The organism is Robertmurraya siralis (assembly GCF_005502275.1).
In the GTDB taxonomy this organism is placed as follows: domain Bacteria; phylum Bacillota; class Bacilli; order Bacillales; family Cytobacillaceae; genus Robertmurraya; species Robertmurraya siralis.
On sequence record NZ_SWLZ01000036.1, the window covers coordinates 1 to 18003 of the forward strand.

At 37.9% G+C, this 18003-nt stretch carries 14 protein-coding genes and 1 rRNA gene; 6 read left to right on the plus strand and 9 right to left on the minus strand.

The annotated features are described in order from the left end of the window. From FCJ93_RS23365 to dnaA, 9 genes are all read right to left on the minus strand, one after another. Positions 1-70 (minus strand): 16S ribosomal RNA (locus FCJ93_RS23365); the annotation flags it as partial. 282 nt (positions 71-352) lie between these two features. After that, positions 353-1426, minus strand: a complete 1074-nt coding sequence (locus tag FCJ93_RS23370) for an HD-GYP domain-containing protein (protein WP_095314759.1) — start codon at positions 1424-1426, stop codon at positions 353-355. 129 nt (positions 1427-1555) lie between these two features. Then, a complete protein-coding gene (gene gyrA / locus FCJ93_RS23375; RefSeq protein WP_137744808.1) occupies positions 1556-4078 on the minus strand; it encodes a DNA gyrase subunit A in 2523 nt (840 codons plus the stop codon). A gap of 87 nt (positions 4079-4165) precedes the next feature. Continuing rightward, entirely contained in the window at positions 4166-6097 is a 1932-nt protein-coding gene (gyrB, locus tag FCJ93_RS23380) for a DNA topoisomerase (ATP-hydrolyzing) subunit B (RefSeq protein ID WP_095314757.1), read from the minus strand. Between the two features lie 168 nt (positions 6098-6265). Beyond that, a complete protein-coding gene (gene remB / locus FCJ93_RS23385) occupies positions 6266-6514 on the minus strand; it encodes an extracellular matrix regulator RemB (RefSeq protein ID WP_095314756.1) in 249 nt (82 codons plus the stop codon). Between the two features lie 10 nt (positions 6515-6524). Next, the gene (recF, locus tag FCJ93_RS23390; RefSeq protein ID WP_095314755.1) at positions 6525-7643 is read right to left on the minus strand and encodes a DNA replication/repair protein RecF; all 1119 of its coding nucleotides are present in this window, start codon (positions 7641-7643) and stop codon (positions 6525-6527) included. A gap of 33 nt (positions 7644-7676) precedes the next feature. Continuing rightward, on the minus strand, positions 7677-7889 hold the full coding sequence (gene yaaA / locus FCJ93_RS23395; protein ID WP_095314754.1) for a S4 domain-containing protein YaaA: 213 nt from the start codon (positions 7887-7889) through the stop codon (positions 7677-7679). 327 nt (positions 7890-8216) lie between these two features. Further along, on the minus strand, positions 8217-9353 hold the full coding sequence (dnaN, locus tag FCJ93_RS23400) for a DNA polymerase III subunit beta (protein ID WP_095314753.1): 1137 nt from the start codon (positions 9351-9353) through the stop codon (positions 8217-8219). Between the two features lie 177 nt (positions 9354-9530). After that, a complete protein-coding gene (gene dnaA / locus FCJ93_RS23405; RefSeq protein WP_212934516.1) occupies positions 9531-10877 on the minus strand; it encodes a chromosomal replication initiator protein DnaA in 1347 nt (448 codons plus the stop codon). 721 nt (positions 10878-11598) lie between these two features. Here dnaA and rpmH point away from each other — a divergent pair. From rpmH to mnmG, 6 genes are all read left to right on the plus strand, one after another. Next, positions 11599-11733, plus strand: a complete 135-nt coding sequence (rpmH, locus tag FCJ93_RS23410) for a 50S ribosomal protein L34 (RefSeq protein WP_095314751.1) — start codon at positions 11599-11601, stop codon at positions 11731-11733. A 309-nt stretch (positions 11734-12042) separates the two neighbouring features. Beyond that, positions 12043-12405 (plus strand): ribonuclease P protein component, encoded by a 363-nt coding sequence (gene rnpA / locus FCJ93_RS23415; RefSeq protein ID WP_137744816.1) that lies wholly within the window; start codon positions 12043-12045, stop codon positions 12403-12405. Between the two features lie 240 nt (positions 12406-12645). Then, the gene (spoIIIJ, locus tag FCJ93_RS23420) at positions 12646-13425 is read left to right on the plus strand and encodes a YidC family membrane integrase SpoIIIJ (RefSeq protein WP_095314750.1); all 780 of its coding nucleotides are present in this window, start codon (positions 12646-12648) and stop codon (positions 13423-13425) included. Then, positions 13422-14039: an RNA-binding cell elongation regulator Jag/EloR gene (jag, locus tag FCJ93_RS23425; protein WP_095314749.1), complete on the plus strand. Its 618-nt coding sequence runs from the start codon at positions 13422-13424 to the stop codon at positions 14037-14039. The genes spoIIIJ and jag overlap by 4 nt, the downstream gene beginning before the upstream one ends. A gap of 598 nt (positions 14040-14637) precedes the next feature. Beyond that, positions 14638-16023 (plus strand): tRNA uridine-5-carboxymethylaminomethyl(34) synthesis GTPase MnmE, encoded by a 1386-nt coding sequence (gene mnmE / locus FCJ93_RS23430; protein ID WP_095314747.1) that lies wholly within the window; start codon positions 14638-14640, stop codon positions 16021-16023. 30 nt (positions 16024-16053) lie between these two features. After that, positions 16054-17943 (plus strand): tRNA uridine-5-carboxymethylaminomethyl(34) synthesis enzyme MnmG, encoded by a 1890-nt coding sequence (gene mnmG, locus FCJ93_RS23435; protein WP_137744810.1) that lies wholly within the window; start codon positions 16054-16056, stop codon positions 17941-17943. Positions 17944-18003 lie beyond the last annotated feature (60 nt).

Sequence of the window (18003 nt, forward strand, 5' to 3'; positions counted from 1 at the left end):
AGCGCTCGACTTGCATGTATTAGGCACGCCGCCAGCGTTCGTCCTGAGCCAGGATCAAACTCTCCAATAAAGAGTAAGATTAGCTCTTATGTTTAAAAAACGTTGGCTAGTTTCAGCTTCTTAAAGAAAGATAGCCTCCACTATGATTATTTGTTGACGTATGATTTGTTTAGTTTTCAAAGTACAATTTCTGTCATCGCTCAGAAGCGACTTTAATAATATATCATTTTCATTTTTCCCCGTCAACACTTTTTTATAAAAAATACTTGTTCGTTGACTTCAATAAGTATAACAGCCCACGTATATGAATACAAGGGCATTTTGATGCCGTACTTCTTAACTACATTTCCTGTTACACCACTTCTTCAATATAAATGTTTCGATGCTTTTCAAGCTGAATGATCTCATTTGTATCAATTACTTTAATTAATGGCCTCGTAGGGGACTTTTCTTCAATAAATAATATTTCTGCCATTTCACCATCGGATAATTTTACCTTGCTTCCGATTGAGAAGTTCATCAGTCCCGATTGAAGAGCTTTAATTACAGACAGATCAAATTTCCCAAAACTATCTTCCATGATCATTTCCAATACTTTAAATGGAGATTGTTTTTGACGATATAAGCGGGCGGAAGTCATTGCATGGAAAGTATCAGCAACAGCGATGACTTTTGCAAAACGATGAATCTTTTTATCACCTCGTGGATAACCGCTGCCGTCAAGTCGTTCATGATGTTGGTAAATGGCAATTTTCGCATCATCTCTTAATAAATTGCTTCCCTGAATCATTTGGTAACTATAGGTTGGGTGATTTTTTATCTCTTCATATTCAGCACTTGATAATGCGTCGTTTTTGTTGATGAGACGAGCAGGTACTTTAGCCATTCCGCAATCAGCAAGACAGCCCGCTAAAGCTAGTTGAACAATATCCCCCTGTTGATAATTGAGCTTTTTTCCTAAAAAAGCACTTAAAAGAGCGACTGCAACCGAATGCTGGTATAAATATTCTTTTTCAGTCGATAAGTGGTGCAGAAAGAATATTTCTTCAGCATGGTTATCTAAAGTTTCAATTAAAGGAATTAAAATCGCTCTCACTTTAGTAATATCTAAAGGTAGTCCAGATTGCCATTTAGAAAATTCTTTTTTGTAATCTCGAACTGCTTCTAAAAATAACTCAGTAAAAATAATATTGACATTTGCTGAGTCCTCAACGTTCTCTTCTTCAATAATCTCCGAAGGAATAAACGGGGTTCCGTTAACGAGTGTTCGCTGAACAGTCACTTCTGAAATTAAAAAGGCCTTTAAATATTGAATTAGTTCTTGCGTTAGGATTGTTTTACTTGGAATAATAGGGCGGTTTGTCAGGCTCATAACGTCCTCAGATAAAATACATCCTTCTTGAAGCTCACTAATTTTCACTCGCATTCGAAACACCTCTTTTGACTAAACGTACATAGCTTAAAAACTAGTTTCACTGACTATTTTACTTGATCTTTCAATTAAAGGCTAGATGATGTAAAAAAGCTGTAGCACTTTTGTACTACAGCTCAAAAATCATTCTTGAGAGGAAGAATCATCATGACTTTCTTCTACACCCTCATGATTTTCATGATCCATTTGCGCACCTTGTTCACTTTCTTCTTCTCTTTCAACTTTGGCTACGGTTGAAACGAATTCACTTTCACTTTCATTCAAACGAATCAATCTAACCCCTTGTGTATTTCTTCCCATCGTTGAAATATCATTCACTGCCATTCGAATAATGACGCCGCCAGTAGTAATCAGCATTAGATCTTCTTCACCTGTGACAGCTTTCATAGCAACTAAATCGCCATTTTTATCGGTAATATTACATGTCTTGATTCCTTTTCCGCCTCTGCCTTGAATACGATATTCTTCGGCTGGTGTGCGCTTGCCGTAGCCGTTTTTCGTTACAATTAATATGTCGGAACCTTCGTCAAGTACTTCCATCCCGATGACTTCATCATTCTCCTGATTAATGGTAATCCCTTTCACACCTGTTGCTGTTCTACCCATTGAACGAACATCTGTCTCCGGGAAGCGAATGAGCATACCATTTTTCGTACCAATGATAATTTCTTTGTTCCCGTCAGTAAGACGAACAGAAATCAATTCATCACCTTCGCGCAAATTCAAGGCAATTAAGCCGTTGTTACGAATATGAGCAAAGGACGACAGCGGTGAACGTTTTGACACTCCCTCTTTTGTTGTAAAGAACAGGAACCAGTCATCGACGAACTCCTCAACAGGGATAATCGCATTCACCCATTCACCTTTATCCACTTCTAACAGATTGATGATCGGGAGACCTTTCGCCGTTCGGGAAAACTCTGGAATCTCATATCCCTTGGCACGATATACCTTTCCTTTATTCGTAAAGAATAGAAGGGTGTCATGGGTAGATGTGGTAATGAGATGTTCAACGAAATCATCCTCATTGGTTCCCATGCCCTGAATACCTCTTCCACCACGTTTTTGCGCACGATACGTTGATACTGGCAACCTCTTTATATAGCCATTATGCGTAATCGTCACAACAATGTTCTCACGCGGAATCAGATCTTCATCTTCAATATTTTCAAGCCCGGCCGTTACAATTTCAGTACGACGGGTGTCATTAAAACGCTCTTTAATTTCAGTAAGCTCTTCACGAATGATTTCCAAAACTTTTTCTTCATCCGCTAAAATCGCTTTAAGCTCTGCAATCAGCTTCATCAAATTTTGATATTCTTCTTCGATTTTTTCACGTTCTAACCCAGTTAGACGCTGCAAACGCATGTCTAAGATTGCCTGCGCTTGCTTATCAGATAAGCCGAACGTCGTCATTAATCCTTCTCTAGCAATCTCAGTTGTTTGTGAACCGCGAATTAAGGCGATCACTTCGTCAATATGATCTAAGGCTATTCGCAGCCCTTCTAAAATATGTGCACGCGCTTCCGCTTTACGCAGTTCAAACTCTGTTCTGCGGCGGATAACAACCTGTTGGTGCTGCAGATAGTAGTGAAGGCACTCTTTCAAATTAAGAACTTTCGGATGACCATCGACAAGAGCCAGCATATTGATTCCGAAGCTTGTTTGCAATGCAGTATGCTTGTATAAATTATTTAAAAGAACATTCGCATTCGCATCCTTCCGAACTTCGATAACAATGCGCATTCCTTTGCGATCGGACTCATCCCTTAAATCGGTAATGCCATCGATCTTTTTATCACGAGCTAACTCTGCAATTTTTTCAATTAGTCTTGCTTTATTTACTTGATAAGGAATTTCCTTAACAATAATAACTTCTTTTCCGTTGGACTTTTGTTCGATTTCTACCTTGGCGCGTAATGTAATCGAACCTCTTCCTGTTTCGTAAGCCTTTCGGATACCGCTTCGACCAAGAATTAACCCTGCCGTTGGAAAATCCGGCCCTGGAATAATATCCATGAGTTCTTGAATTGTTATTTCCGGATCCTTGCTTATCGCTAAAACACCGTCAATGATTTCTCCAAGCTGGTGGGGAGGGATATTTGTTGCCATTCCAACAGCAATACCTGTAGTTCCATTCACCAAAAGATTAGGAAAACGAGCAGGGAGAACAACTGGTTCTCTTTCTTCACCATCATAGTTATCCTGATAATCAATCGTATCTTTATTGATGTCTCTTAACAGTTCCATCGAAATTTTGGACATGCGAGATTCTGTATAACGCATTGCTGCAGCCGCATCACCATCGACCGAACCAAAATTCCCGTGTCCATCTACAAGCATATAGCGATAGTTAAAATCCTGAGCCATACGTACCATCGTTTCGTAAACAGCAGAGTCACCATGTGGGTGATATTTACCGATTACATCTCCGACGATACGAGCAGATTTTTTATAAGGCTTGTCTGCATGAATGCCTAAATCATGCATAGCATATAAAATACGGCGATGAACTGGTTTTAATCCATCGCGTACATCTGGAAGGGCACGTGAAACAATTACACTCATCGCATAATCTAAAAATGAGGAGCGCATTTCCTGACTAATATTAATTTCTTTAACTTGCGAATTTGAAGTTTCAGACATGAAGAAACCTCCTTTTCAGAGTGAATTCTTTAATGACTTTTAAGAATAAAAAGGATAGTGGGTATACCAGCTATCCTCATGGATGAACTAAATATCCAAATTCTTAACATATTGAGCGTTCTCTTCGATAAAGTTACGACGTGGCTCAACTTTATCTCCCATTAGAATCTCAAATGTTTCATCTGCTTCAATAGCATCTTCAAGACTTACTTGTAGCATCGTTCTTCTCTCTGGATCCATCGTTGTTTCCCATAATTGCTCTGGGTTCATTTCCCCAAGACCTTTATAACGTTGAATATTTGGCTTTGGCTGACTAGGAAGCTCTGCAAAAATGCGATCGAGCTCTTTATTATCATAAGCATACTCAATGCGCTTTCCCTGCTGTACCTTGTACAATGGAGGCTGAGCAATATAAATATAACCAGCTTCAATAATTTTTCTCATATAACGATAGAAAAAGGTTAATAATAGGGTACGTATATGTGCACCGTCAACATCCGCATCGGTCATAATGACGATTTTGTGGTAGCGGGCTTTCGCAATATCAAAATCTTCACCAATACCAGTTCCACAAGCTGTAATAATCGCTCGAACCTCATTATTCGATAAAATCCGATCAAGGCGAGCCTTCTCAACGTTTAAAATTTTCCCTCTTAAAGGCAGGATTGCTTGAAAATGGCGATCACGCCCTTGTTTAGCTGAACCACCTGCCGAGTCACCCTCAACAATATATAATTCACTTATCGATGGATCCTTTGAAGAACAATCAGCAAGCTTACCAGGCAAGCTCGAAACTTCTAGTGCGCTTTTTCTTCTTGTTAATTCCCTTGCTTTTTTCGCTGCTAGCCTTGCTCTTGTCGCCATTAAACCTTTATCGACAATTTTGCGGGCTACCGAAGGATTTTCCAGTAAGAATTTTTCAAAATGCTCTGCAAAAATCGTATCAGTCGCAGCTCTTACTTCAGAATTTCCAAGCTTTGTTTTCGTTTGTCCTTCAAACTGAGGATCAGGGTGCTTAATGGAGATAATGGCCGTTAATCCTTCTCGAACATCATCACCGGTCAAGTTTGCATCACTTTCTTTAAAAAAACCATTCTTTCGCGCATAATCATTGATTATTCTCGTTAACGCAGTTTTAAAGCCGGACTCATGTGTACCGCCTTCATACGTGTGAATATTATTGGCAAAAGAATAAATATTTTCGGTATAGCCTTCGTTATACTGAAGGGATACTTCAATAGCGATGCCATCTTTTTCTCCCTCAATAAAGATTGGCTCTTCGTGAAGGACATCCTTTGTACGGTTCAAATGTTCTACGTAAGACTTAATTCCACCTTCATAATGATATTCATTGCGCTTTTTTTCTTCCGCTCGCTTATCTTCAATTGAAATTTTCAAGCCTTTATTTAAGAAGGCGAGCTCTCGAGTACGAGTCGCAAGAGTTTCGAAATCATATTCAATCGTTTCAGTAAAAATTTCCGGATCAGGTTGAAAATGAATCGTTGTTCCAGTACGGTCTGTTTCTCCAATTACCTTAAGGTCAGCACAAGGCACCCCGCGCTCATATTTTTGGTAATGAATATGACCATCGCGGTGAACATATACTTCAAGGAATGTCGACAGAGCGTTAACAACCGAGGCACCAACCCCGTGTAGTCCTCCTGACACTTTATATCCACCGCCACCAAATTTACCACCGGCATGAAGAACCGTCAGTATAACCTCTACAGCAGGGCGGCCCATTTTTTCCTGAATCCCGACAGGAATCCCTCGACCGTTATCCACTACCGTTATGCTGTTATCTTTTTCTATTAAAACTTCAATTTCAGAGCAATAACCTGCTAGTGCTTCATCTATACTATTATCAACAATTTCCCAAACTAAATGATGTAAACCTTTGGCACTCGTTGAACCAATGTACATTCCCGGACGCTTTCGAACAGCCTCAAGACCTTCTAATACTTGTATCTGCTCGGCATCATAGGATTGTCCCTGTACCGCTTCTTGTTCCGTAGCCACAGTCAATCACCTACACTTTCTAATAAACTCAACTAAAGTCTCTCCATTTTTAGAGCTTGAACTTTTTGAGAGCTTGCTTCTTAAGTAGTTATTAATTATAAACATGATAAAAATCATAAAGGCTATGAATAGGTTAAAAAAAAGAAATAGACTTGATCTAACCCTTTATTAAAGCTCTTGCAACACCGGCTTGGTTGAACGTTTTTTCAGTGTTCCTGAAGCCAACGGAGAATAGTACACCGCATTTTCAGTAATTACAATTGATTTGAACGTGCCTTTAGTAAGGGGAATGATGTCCTTATCCTTTTTCTCTAACAACTCTTGCATATATTGAGAAGATTTCACTGTTTCTTTATCGAGAATGGCAATAATCTCTATCGCCCTCACCAGCGTATCCTCTCCTAGATGAACATACATGGGTCTCACCTCACTGAATTTTTTCAATCCAACCAGATTCGACCTTAAAAGTAGCTGCTTCTTTTAAGGTTTGATGGTCAATCCCGTCTACATTTGTTGTTGTTACAAAGGTTTGAACTTTGCCTTGGATCGTGTTTAATAAATGAGATTGACGGAAATCATCTAATTCAGAAAGAACATCATCAAGTAGAAGTATAGGATATTCATCAATTTCTGAACGGATCAATTCTATTTCAGCCAGTTTTAATGAGAGCGCAGTTGTCCTTTGTTGACCCTGTGAGCCAAATGTTTGCACATCACGATCATTCACATGAAAGAGAAGATCATCGCGATGAGGACCAAACAATGTAACGCCTCTTTCAATTTCTCGCGTTTTAACTTTGGCAAATTTTTCTTCTAACACTTCTACCATTTTCGACAAAACTTGGTCTTCTGATACGTCTACGGAAGGTTTATAGAGAATTTTTAATGTTTCTAAATCCCTTGAAATTCCTTTATGGATCGGAATCGCCCAATTTTCGAGCAACTGGATAAACTCGAAACGCTTCGAAATAATTTTCACAGCCATCTCGATGAATTGTTCAGTTAAAATGTCAAGCATGGTCATATCTGTTTGTTTCTTCAATTGCAACAGTTTTAAATAGTGATTTCGCTGCTGTAATATTTTTTGGTATTGCCCAATATCATGTAGGTATACAGGGGACACCTGGCCGATCTCCATATCAATAAAACGACGCCTTACTTGAGGGCTCCCTTTTACTAAATGGAGATCTTCAGGCGCGAACATGACTACATTCATATTTCCAATATATTGACTGAGCTTTTGCTGCTCGATATGGTTACATTTTGCTTTTTTTCCTTTTTTCGAAATCACTAACTCCATCGGAATGGAACCGTGCCTTTTTTTTACCCTACCTTCTATTTTAGCATATTCTTCGTCCCAGCGAATAAGATCTTTATCATTTGATGTTCGATGGGATTTTGCCATTGCTAAAACATAGATAGATTCCATGACATTCGTCTTCCCTTGAGCATTTTCTCCGAGAATAACATTGACCTTGTTGTCAAATGGAATTTCTAATTCTTTATAATTCCGGTAATTTTTCAATTGTAAATGCTCAATATACATTGACGATACATCCTTTTACAAAATCCTCTAATTTCAAACAATCTCAAAAGAACCAGCATTTTGAATTGAAATTTTATCTCCAGCTCGTAGTTTTCTGCCTCTTCTTTGATCTTGTTGACCATTCACTTTAATCTCGTATTCGCTTAAAAACCATTTTGCCATACCACCGGAGTCAATTAATTCTGCAAGTTTTAAAAATTGTCCTAGCGTAATATATTCCGTATCTATTTTTATTTTTTGTACCACCGTGTCACTCTTTTCTCTTCTAAGTCTTATTCTTATATTTTACTAAATAAATGAACTGTACACAAAGAAAAGTGTAAACGCTTCGGTTTATTAACGTACAACTCATTTCTTCAAGGAGCATTTATAGCAAATTTTTTCCAAGAAGAGGGGAATACAAACTGAAGGCTCCTAAAAAAGCATTGTAGTTTGCTCATCTTTTTAGTTATGCCAGAATTCGAGAGAAAATGTGCTAAACATCAACAGCTTAAAAAACGAATTTTCTGTGTAATCAAGCAATATTGATAAATAGAAAAATAAAGCCACCAACAAAGCTGGTGACTCATCATGTTAATATGTTCTAACTGGCAAAATAAGTTGCAGCAATGAATCGTCGTTGAGGGGACGAATAACAAATGGTCTCATTGCACCAGTAAAACTTATTTTTATTTCGTGGCCCTCTAATGTTTTTAAAGCATCCATCACGTATTTAGCACTAAACGAAATTTTCAGTTCTTCTCCATCTATCGTTTGTGCTATTAATTCTTCAACAACTTTTCCAATTTCAGGCGTATTAGAGGAAATTTCAATTCCCTTATTTTCCAATGTTGCTAGCCGCACTACGTTATTTCGTCCTTCTCGTGCTAATAATGAGGCACGGTCAATTGCGTGCAGGAAGTCTTTCGTATTAACAATTACTTCCGTTTTGTTTTCAGCAGGTATTAATCTTGATGTATCAGGGTAATTTCCTTCAAGTAAGCGCGAAAAGAATAAAAGATGCTTCGCTTTAAAAAGAACTTGATTTTCAGTAATAACAATATCTACCAGTTCGTTATTGTCATCAAGGATTTTACTTAATTCATTTAAGCTTTTTCCTGGAATAACGACATTAAACTGTTTGTCTGCTTCAAGCTCAACTTTCGCTTTTCTTAAAGCTAAGCGATGACTATCTGTTGCAATACAGATTAGTTCCCCATTTTCCACTTTCCAGTTTACACCTGTCAACACAGGTCGTGTTTCTGACGTGGACACAGCAAATACGGTTTGACGAATCAGAGCCTTTAATAAATCTGTTGGGATTTTAAAAGCATCTTCTTCTTCAACCTGTGGCAAGCGTGGATATTCATCAGGATCCAATCCATTTAAATTAAATTCTGATTTCCCTGAACGAATGACAATTTGAAGTTGGCTTTGAACTTCCATTTCAACGAAATCAGTCGGCAATTTTTTAACGATTTCACTAAAGAATTTAGCTTGCAAAACGATTGCGCCTTTTTGCTTAATCTCGACAATTTCGTCTCCTTCTTCCTCTCTTGGAATAAAAGATTCAATTGAAATATCGGAATCACTTCCTGTTAATGTGACTCCTTCATCATCTGCAACAATCTTGATTCCAGTTAAAATGGGAATGGTTGTTCTGCTAGTGACAGCTTTCATAACATCTTGAACACTTTGTACGAGACGATCCCTTTGGATTATAAATCGCATTTGTTTAATCCTCCGTTTGGCATATTATATATTTTTTTTTATAAAAAATAATAGAAGTACTAGTAGGCCCTGTTAGTATGTGGATAACTATAAAGATCGAAAGGAAACACAGTCTATCCACATGTGGACAGACTGTGTGTAAGCATGGACAAGTTATGCACATCATTCAGACTAGCACTAAATCTTTAATAGTTCATTGATTTCTTTCATTTGATTTTGAAATTGCACATCCGTTTGCATGAGGTTGGAAATCTTTTCATGGGCATGAATGACAGTTGTATGATCGCGCCCACCAAATTCCTCACCGATTTTAGGCAGAGAGAAGTCGGTTAGTTCTCTTGCTAAATACATCGCAATTTGCCTTGGGAATGCAACAGACTTTGTTCGCTTTTTTGCCTTAAAATCTTCCAGCTTCACATTAAAATACTCCCCGACGGTTTGTTGAATATCAAGGATTGTAATGATTTTTGGTTTAGAACTTGGAATAATATCTTTTAATGCTTCAGCTGCCAGATCCGCATTAATATCTTTATTGATTAACGATGAGTAGGCAACGACTCTTATTAACGCTCCCTCTAATTCTCGAATGTTGGAATCAATTTGATTGGCAATGTATAGCATCACTTCATTTGGAATATCTAATCCTTCTGCTTTCGCTTTCTTCCGTAAAATAGCAATTCTCGTTTCTAAATCAGGTGGGGTAATGTCAGTGATTAAACCCCATTCAAAGCGAGAACGTAGGCGATCCTCCAATGTTGGAATTTCTTTAGGCGGTCTGTCACTGGAAATGACAATTTGTTTATTTTCTTCATGCAAAGTGTTGAAAGTATGGAAAAATTCTTCTTGAGTTGATTCTTTTCCGGCCAAAAATTGAATATCATCAATTAGAAGCACATCTACTTTTCTATATTTATTGCGAAACTCAGTTGCTTTATTATCTCGAATAGAGTTAATAAACTCATTTGTAAATTTTTCAGATGATAAATAAACAACTTTTGCGGAAGGGTTATGTTCCAATACATAATGACCAATCGCATGCATTAAATGCGTTTTTCCGAGTCCCACTCCACCATAGATAAAAAGCGGATTGTAGGCCTTCGCTGGTGCTTCTGCTACCGCTAATGATGCTGCATGGGCAAAGCGATTGCCAGAACCAATAACAAATGTATCAAAGGTATTCTTTGGGTTTAACATAGTCAAAGGCAGCTCTGCATGTTCCTCATCCCTCTGGATTTTTTTTGGAGGATTTGGCAAATCAACATCATCATCTTGTTTATTTTGCGGAATAATAAATTTTACATTTAGTTCTTCACCAGTAATATCAAACAAAATACTGGAGATAAGTTCAGAATAGCGCTCTTCTAGCCAATCTCGTGCAAATTCGTTTGGAGCGGTAACGGTCAATGTATCTTTTTTGAGAGAGTGGGCTGTTGTAGATTTTAACCATGTATCAAAACTCGGTTTGCTAATCTTTTTTTCAATACTGGAGAGCGCATTATTCCAAAGATCCGCAATATTTTCCAATCGTTTTCCCTCCTTACTTTGTTTATATTTTCCGTTCAGCATGGCAAAACTTATATGTTGAAATAAAAAAATAAAGCTACTATGCGCTAAAGAGCAGAAATAGCGATAAAAATATATCAATATACGAAATCAAACTGTGGAAAACTATATAATAAGGAAATTAAGTAGGATTTCGACAATATCCACGATATGTGGACAAAGTTTTTCAAGAGGAGTGAATAAACTGTCCACATAATATCCACAGTCTGTGGATAAATAAGTTATACACAAAGATCTATCCAAGGTGAAAACACAACTATAATATCAAATAATCCATTGCTGTGCAATGGTTTTTCTTGTTTTATCCACAAGAAGTACAACGTGTGGATGTAATTTGTCCACAATCGATTAATGTGTGAAAAAGCTGTCAATATGTGCTGTGGATAATAATAAGACTTGTCGAAAGTTATACACAGCTTGGGATGAATAGGATAACTTGTCGTTATTTTTTTTCTTGGCTTTGTTTTTTGGTTGTATGTTGGCATTGATTTTCGGTTGTTTACATGAAGTGAAGCGACTGCTTTTTGGAATATGACAAGGTGAAGTATCGCGCTGGAGTTTCTAAAAAACAATTGCTCAAGATGAGAGGGTAATTTTTTTAATAAGGTTGACATTTTTATGGTTTGCTTTATATAATTGTTTAGACTGTCTTTAACAGCTATTCCTCAGGGAGGTGTCATATATGAAAAGAACGTTTCAACCAAATAATCGTAAAAGAAGTAAAGTTCATGGATTCCGTAGTCGTATGAGCTCTGCAAACGGACGCAAAGTTCTAGCTCGTCGTCGTCGTAAAGGAAGAAAAGTATTATCTGCTTAGGCCACTGAATAATCAGTGGTCTTTTTTCTCATTAATTGAGTTTTTTTTTGTAAATGATTGCTTGAGAGGTATACTTTTAAAGGCTAGAGCACTGAAGTGGAAGTAAAAGATTAATTTATGGCTTTGGTAAACAGATTGCTTGATAGAACGATTATTGGCTCAGTTTGTGTGAAAAGGAGCCAAAAATCATCATTATAGCAAAGCCTGTTTTATAGAAATTACGTATAGATATAATCTAGGAAGATGATAATCTTAACGTACATTATTGATATTTTTATGGCAAGAATGAGCCGATTTGAAGGTGAGAAAGTGAAGAAAGAATTTAGAGTAAAAAAAAATAAAGAGTTCCAAGAGATTTTTAAAAAGGGAAAGTCTTTTGCAAATCGCCAATTCGTTGTTTACTCTTTAAAAAAACCGGGGCAGGCTCATTTTCGGATTGGACTTTCGGTAAGTAAAAAGCTTGGAAACGCGGTTAAAAGAAATCAAATTAAGCGATACATACGTCAGGCGGTCTTAGAACTTGAGGAAGACCTCCATAATGAATATGATTATATTATCATCGCAAGAAAACCTGCTGCTGAAATGGATTTTTTTGAAATAAAAAATAGTTTAATTCATGTGTTAAAAATTTCCAAAGTACTAAAATGGAAAAAGACAAGCTTCAGATCATAATTTTTAAAAGATACCGTATTTTTCTACAGCGCTGTCTATCAAAAGATGATACAATACTGTTGATTCGTCAAAATAGACCGTTTTCATAATAGATTTATTACTATTTGCATAAATCGATTTCACTCTAGATGTAGGATGTAAAATACGAGCTTTGCCTGTATAGGTTCATGACTTCCTATCAAGCTAAATTGAAATGGATTAAAATCAATACAGCTTTCATAAATAAGGAGGAAATAACGGTTGAAGAAGAGAATGTTTCTTATAATCGGATTGATCTTGCTAACGACTCTATTAACAGGGTGTATGGAGTATAATCAACCGATTACTGCAGAAAGTGAAGGATTTTGGAACGAATATATCGTCTATCCATTGTCACAATTTATTGTCATGGTAGCGAATTTTACCGGTGAAAACTTTGGATTGTCGATTATTATAGTAACGATTTTAATTCGTCTCTTAATTTTGCCATTAATGATTAAGCAAACAAAGAGTTCAAAAGCGATGCAAGCTATTCAGCCTGAAATGCAAGCATTGCGGGAGAAGTACAGCTCAAAGGATCAGAAAACACAACAAAAGCTCCAACAGGAGACGATGGCGTTATTCCAAAAGCATAATATTAATCCATTGGCAGGATGTTTTCCAATCTTGATTCAAATGCCGATTCTGATTGGATTTTATCATGCGATTTCAAGAACGAGAGAGATTGCTGAACATAATTTCTTATGGTTTGATCTAGGTTCTCCAGACCCTTATTATTTATTGCCATTAATCGCTGGGGTTACGACTTTTATTCAACAGAAGATGATGATGGCCGGTACAGCTAATCAAAATCCACAAATGGCGATGATGCTTTGGTTAATGCCAATTATGATCATCATTTTTGCGATTAGTTTCCCAGCTGCTTTATCCTTGTATTGGGTTGTAGGGAACTTATTTATGATAGTGCAAACATACTTTATTAAAGGTCCAGATTTAAGAGCAGAAAAAGAAACTGGTAAAGCGGGAGGAGCAAAAAAGTGAAACAGGTAACTGCTACAGGACAAACTGTCGAAGAAGCAGTCAAATCGGCTTTAGCTCAACTAGAAACAACAGAAGACCGCGTAGAAGTAGCGATTATGGATGAAGGTAAAAAGGGGATATTTGGATTTGGCTCTCGGCCGGCTGTTGTAAAAGTAACAGCAAAGATCGATCCAGTCGAAGAAGCAAAGGAATTTTTAAAAGAAGTAAGTGAAAAAATGGGTGTCGATGTTGAAATTGAAGTGTTAAGAGAAGGGAAACAAGTTCAATTTATCCTATCAGGTGATAAAATTGCTTTGTTAATCGGAAAAAGAGGACAAACTCTTAATTCTCTCCAATACTTGACTCAGCTTGTGATCAATCGTTTCTCTGATCAGTATTTCCACGTTCTTTTAGATGCGGAAGACTATCGCAAGAGGAGAAATGAGACTTTAGTGCATTTAGCTGAACGTCTCGCTCAAAAAGCACTAAAAACTGGAAAAAAGGTCGCATTAGAGCCAATGCCATCATATGAGCGTAAAGTAATTCACACTGCTTTGATGGAAAATAGCCGCATCAAAACCTATTCTGATGGTGTCGAACCAAATCGCCACATCGTCATTGCACCAATGAAGTAAAAAACAAGTTTAAGAGGCTGTCTGAAAAGCCTGCTTTCAAAAGGCAAGGGAAGAAAGTGAGTCATTTTCTTCCCTTGCTTTTTTGCTGTTTGAAGGCAAATCCATTGATCAGTAGTGAATTAAATTTTCGCAAAGGAAGGAAGCATCAATGAAAAACAGAAAACTTCCGCACCCTTCAATTTGTCCTGCTTTATTGATCAGTTTTTCGACAAGAATTTATTATATATCGGTGTTGCTTTTTTGCCCATTCCATGTGGAAGCAAGTTTTGCACGGAATAGGCAAAACGAGTAATATCCTGAATGTAAAAACAAAATAAATCAATCGTTTTATCTCACAAAGGAAGCAATGACGAAATCTCTCCTCTTTTTTTATTCGTAAAAGTGATAGTGGTTCGTTTTATTGTTATTCACATGTGGATAAGTTAAAATAAGCGTAGTTTATAATCAGGTAATGGGAAATGTGGATAACTAAGTGAAAATCCTTTTTCCGAAGGTGAGCCTATGGTATTCTTTAATTTTGGATGTTGAGAATTTTAAATATAGATGATCAATCCCCCGAGCGATTTATATGGTGATAGAGAAAAGAGAGGTGCTAAGGATGCAGTTAGATACGATCGCAGCAATATCGACTCCAATGGGAGAGGGAGCAATCGCTATCGTAAGATTAAGTGGTGATCAGGCGATTGAAATTGCGGGCAGCCTTTTTCAAGGAGTAGGCGGGAAGAAGCTGACTGATGTTGCATCCCATACCATTCATTACGGACATATCCTTGATCCTAAAACAAAAGAGGTTGCAGAGGAAGTAATGGTTTCTGTGATGAAGGGACCAAAAACATTTACAAAAGAAGATGTAATAGAAATCAATTGTCATGGTGGACTTGTGTCGGTCAATCGCGTGCTGCAGCTTGTGTTAAATGCTGGAGCGCGATTAGCAGAGCCAGGGGAGTTTACCAAAAGGGCATTTTTAAATGGAAGAATTGATTTGTCGCAAGCAGAGGCAGTCATGGATTTAATACGAGCGAAGACGGACCGGGCCATGAATGTCGCCTTAGGACAGATGGATGGGCGTCTTTCAAGGCTAATTCAGAAGCTTCGACAGGAGATCCTTGAAACATTAGCCCATGTTGAGGTGAATATAGATTATCCTGAATATGATGATGTAGAGGAAATGACCCATCAACTCCTCATTGAAAAAGCAAACTATGTGAAAAAGGAAATTGAAAATCTTTTACAAACATCACAACAGGGGAAAATATTACGAGAAGGGCTTTCAACTGTCATTGTTGGGCGTCCAAATGTAGGGAAATCTTCTTTACTAAATAGCTTAGTTCAGGAAAATAAAGCGATTGTAACGGATATACCGGGAACAACACGTGATGTTATTGAAGAATATGTCAATGTTAGAGGAGTTCCTTTAAGGCTTTTGGATACGGCGGGAATTCGTGAAACAGAAGATATCGTTGAACGGATCGGAGTGGAACGCTCGAGGCAAGTTTTAAAAGAAGCTGATTTAATTTTATTGGTTTTGAATTATGCTGATGAGTTAACGGCAGAAGATGTGAATATATTTAAGGCAGTGGAAGGGATGGATGTAATCGTTATTGTGAACAAGACCGACCTTCCGCAAGTAATTGATTTAGAGCGAGTTAAAACGCTGGCTCGGGAACATAAGCTTGTTACCACGTCATTGTTAGAGGATGTAGGAGTCAATGAATTAGAAGAGGCGATCGCCTCCCTTTTCTTCGCAGGCTCCATTGAAGCAGGTGATATGACTTATGTCTCCAACAGCCGACATATTGCACTTTTAAACCAAGCGCATCAATCGATTGAAGAAGCTATTTCAGGAGTAGAGGCGGGTGTTCCGATCGATATTGTGCAAATTGATTTAACTCGGACATGGGAGATATTAGGTGAAATTATTGGTGATAGTGTACATGAAAGTTTAATTGATCAATTATTCTCCCAGTTCTGTTTAGGAAAATAACGTTTATTTAGAAAATGAGGAGGCAGCGTGATGCAATACGATGCTGGAAATTATGATGTCATTGTCATCGGTGCTGGCCATGCTGGCGCAGAGGCAGGATTAGCTGCTGCACGCCAGGGTGCAAAGACATTAGTATTAACAATAAATTTAGATATGGTTGCGTTTATGCCATGTAATCCTTCTGTCGGAGGACCTGCTAAGGGGATTGTCGTAAGAGAAATCGATGCACTTGGCGGGGAAATGGGACGGAACATTGATAAAACCTATATTCAAATGAGGATGTTAAACACAGGAAAGGGCCCTGCGGTGCGAGCATTGCGTGCTCAAGCGGACAAGTTTGCTTATCAGTATGAAATGAAAAAGACGCTGGAAAATGAACCAAACCTGACTCTTGTTCAAGGGATGGTTGAAGAGTTAATTGTAGAAAATGATGTTTGTAAAGGGGTTATTACACAAACAGGAGCGACGTATCTTGCGAAAACGGTTGTGATTACGACGGGAACTTTTTTACGCGGAGAAATCATTTTAGGGGAGCTAAAATATTCAAGTGGTCCAAACAATCAACAGCCTTCGATTAGATTATCCGAGCATCTTGAACAATTGGGCTTTGATTTAGTTCGTTTTAAAACGGGGACTCCTCCACGGGTAAATAGCCATACGATTGATTACAGTAAGACAGAAATACAACCTGGCGATGATGTGCCAAGGGCATTCTCTTATGAAACAACAAAGTATATAACTGAGCAGTTGCCATGTTGGTTAACGTACACAAATGAGAAGACCCATCAAATTATTGATGATAATTTGCATCGCTCACCTATGTATTCAGGAATGATTAAGGGGACGGGGCCACGTTATTGCCCTTCCATTGAAGATAAAGTAGTCCGATTTAATGATAAACCTCGACATCAGCTGTTCTTAGAGCCTGAAGGGAAGAATACGCAAGAGGTATATGTGCAAGGTCTTTCAACCAGTCTACCAGAGGATGTCCAACAAAAAATTCTGCATACGATTCCTGGCTTAGAAAATGTCAAGATGATGAGAGCAGGATATGCGATTGAATACGATGCCATTGTACCAACGCAATTATGGCCGACACTAGAGACGAAAAAAATTAAAAATCTTTATACGGCTGGGCAGATTAATGGAACATCTGGCTATGAAGAGGCAGCTGGTCAGGGGCTCATGGCTGGAATTAATGCGGGGAGAAGAGCGCTTGGTAAGGATGAAGTGATCTTAAGCCGCTCTGATGCGTATATTGGCGTGCTTATTGATGATTTAGTAACAAAGGGGACAAATGAGCCTTATCGATTGCTTACGTCCCGTGCTGAATATCGCCTTCTTTTAAGACATGATAATGCTGATTTGCGCCTTACTGACATTGGTTACAAAATTGGTCTTATCAGCGAGGAACGCTATGAGAAATTTTTAGCAAAAAAGGCAGCGGTTGAAACGGAAAAGGAAAGATTGAAATCGATCATTATTAAGCCGAAGCCAGAGGTTCAAGAGCTTATTAAAAAGCAAGGCGGCAGTGAGTTAAAAGATGGGATCAAAGCCAATGACTTATTAAAAAGACCTGAAATGACTTATGCACATATTGAATCGATCGTTCCAAGTGAATTAGCCCTTGATGATGAAGTGAAAGAACAAGTGGAGATTCAAATAAAATATGAGGGGTATATTGAAAAATCCCTGCAACAGGTCGAGCGTCTGAAAAAAATGGAGAATAAAAAAATCCCGGTCGACATTGATTACGATGCGATAAGCGGACTTGCTTCTGAAGCAAGACAGAAGCTGAAAAAAGTGCTTCCACTATCGATTGCACAGGCTTCACGTATATCTGGTGTAAATCCAGCGGATATCTCGATATTACTTGTTTATTTAGAGCAAGGGAAAATTGCAAAAGTATCGAACGAGTAGATGAACATTGTGGAACCTTTAACAAGAGGTTCCACTCTTTACATAAAAGCGCTGAATTCA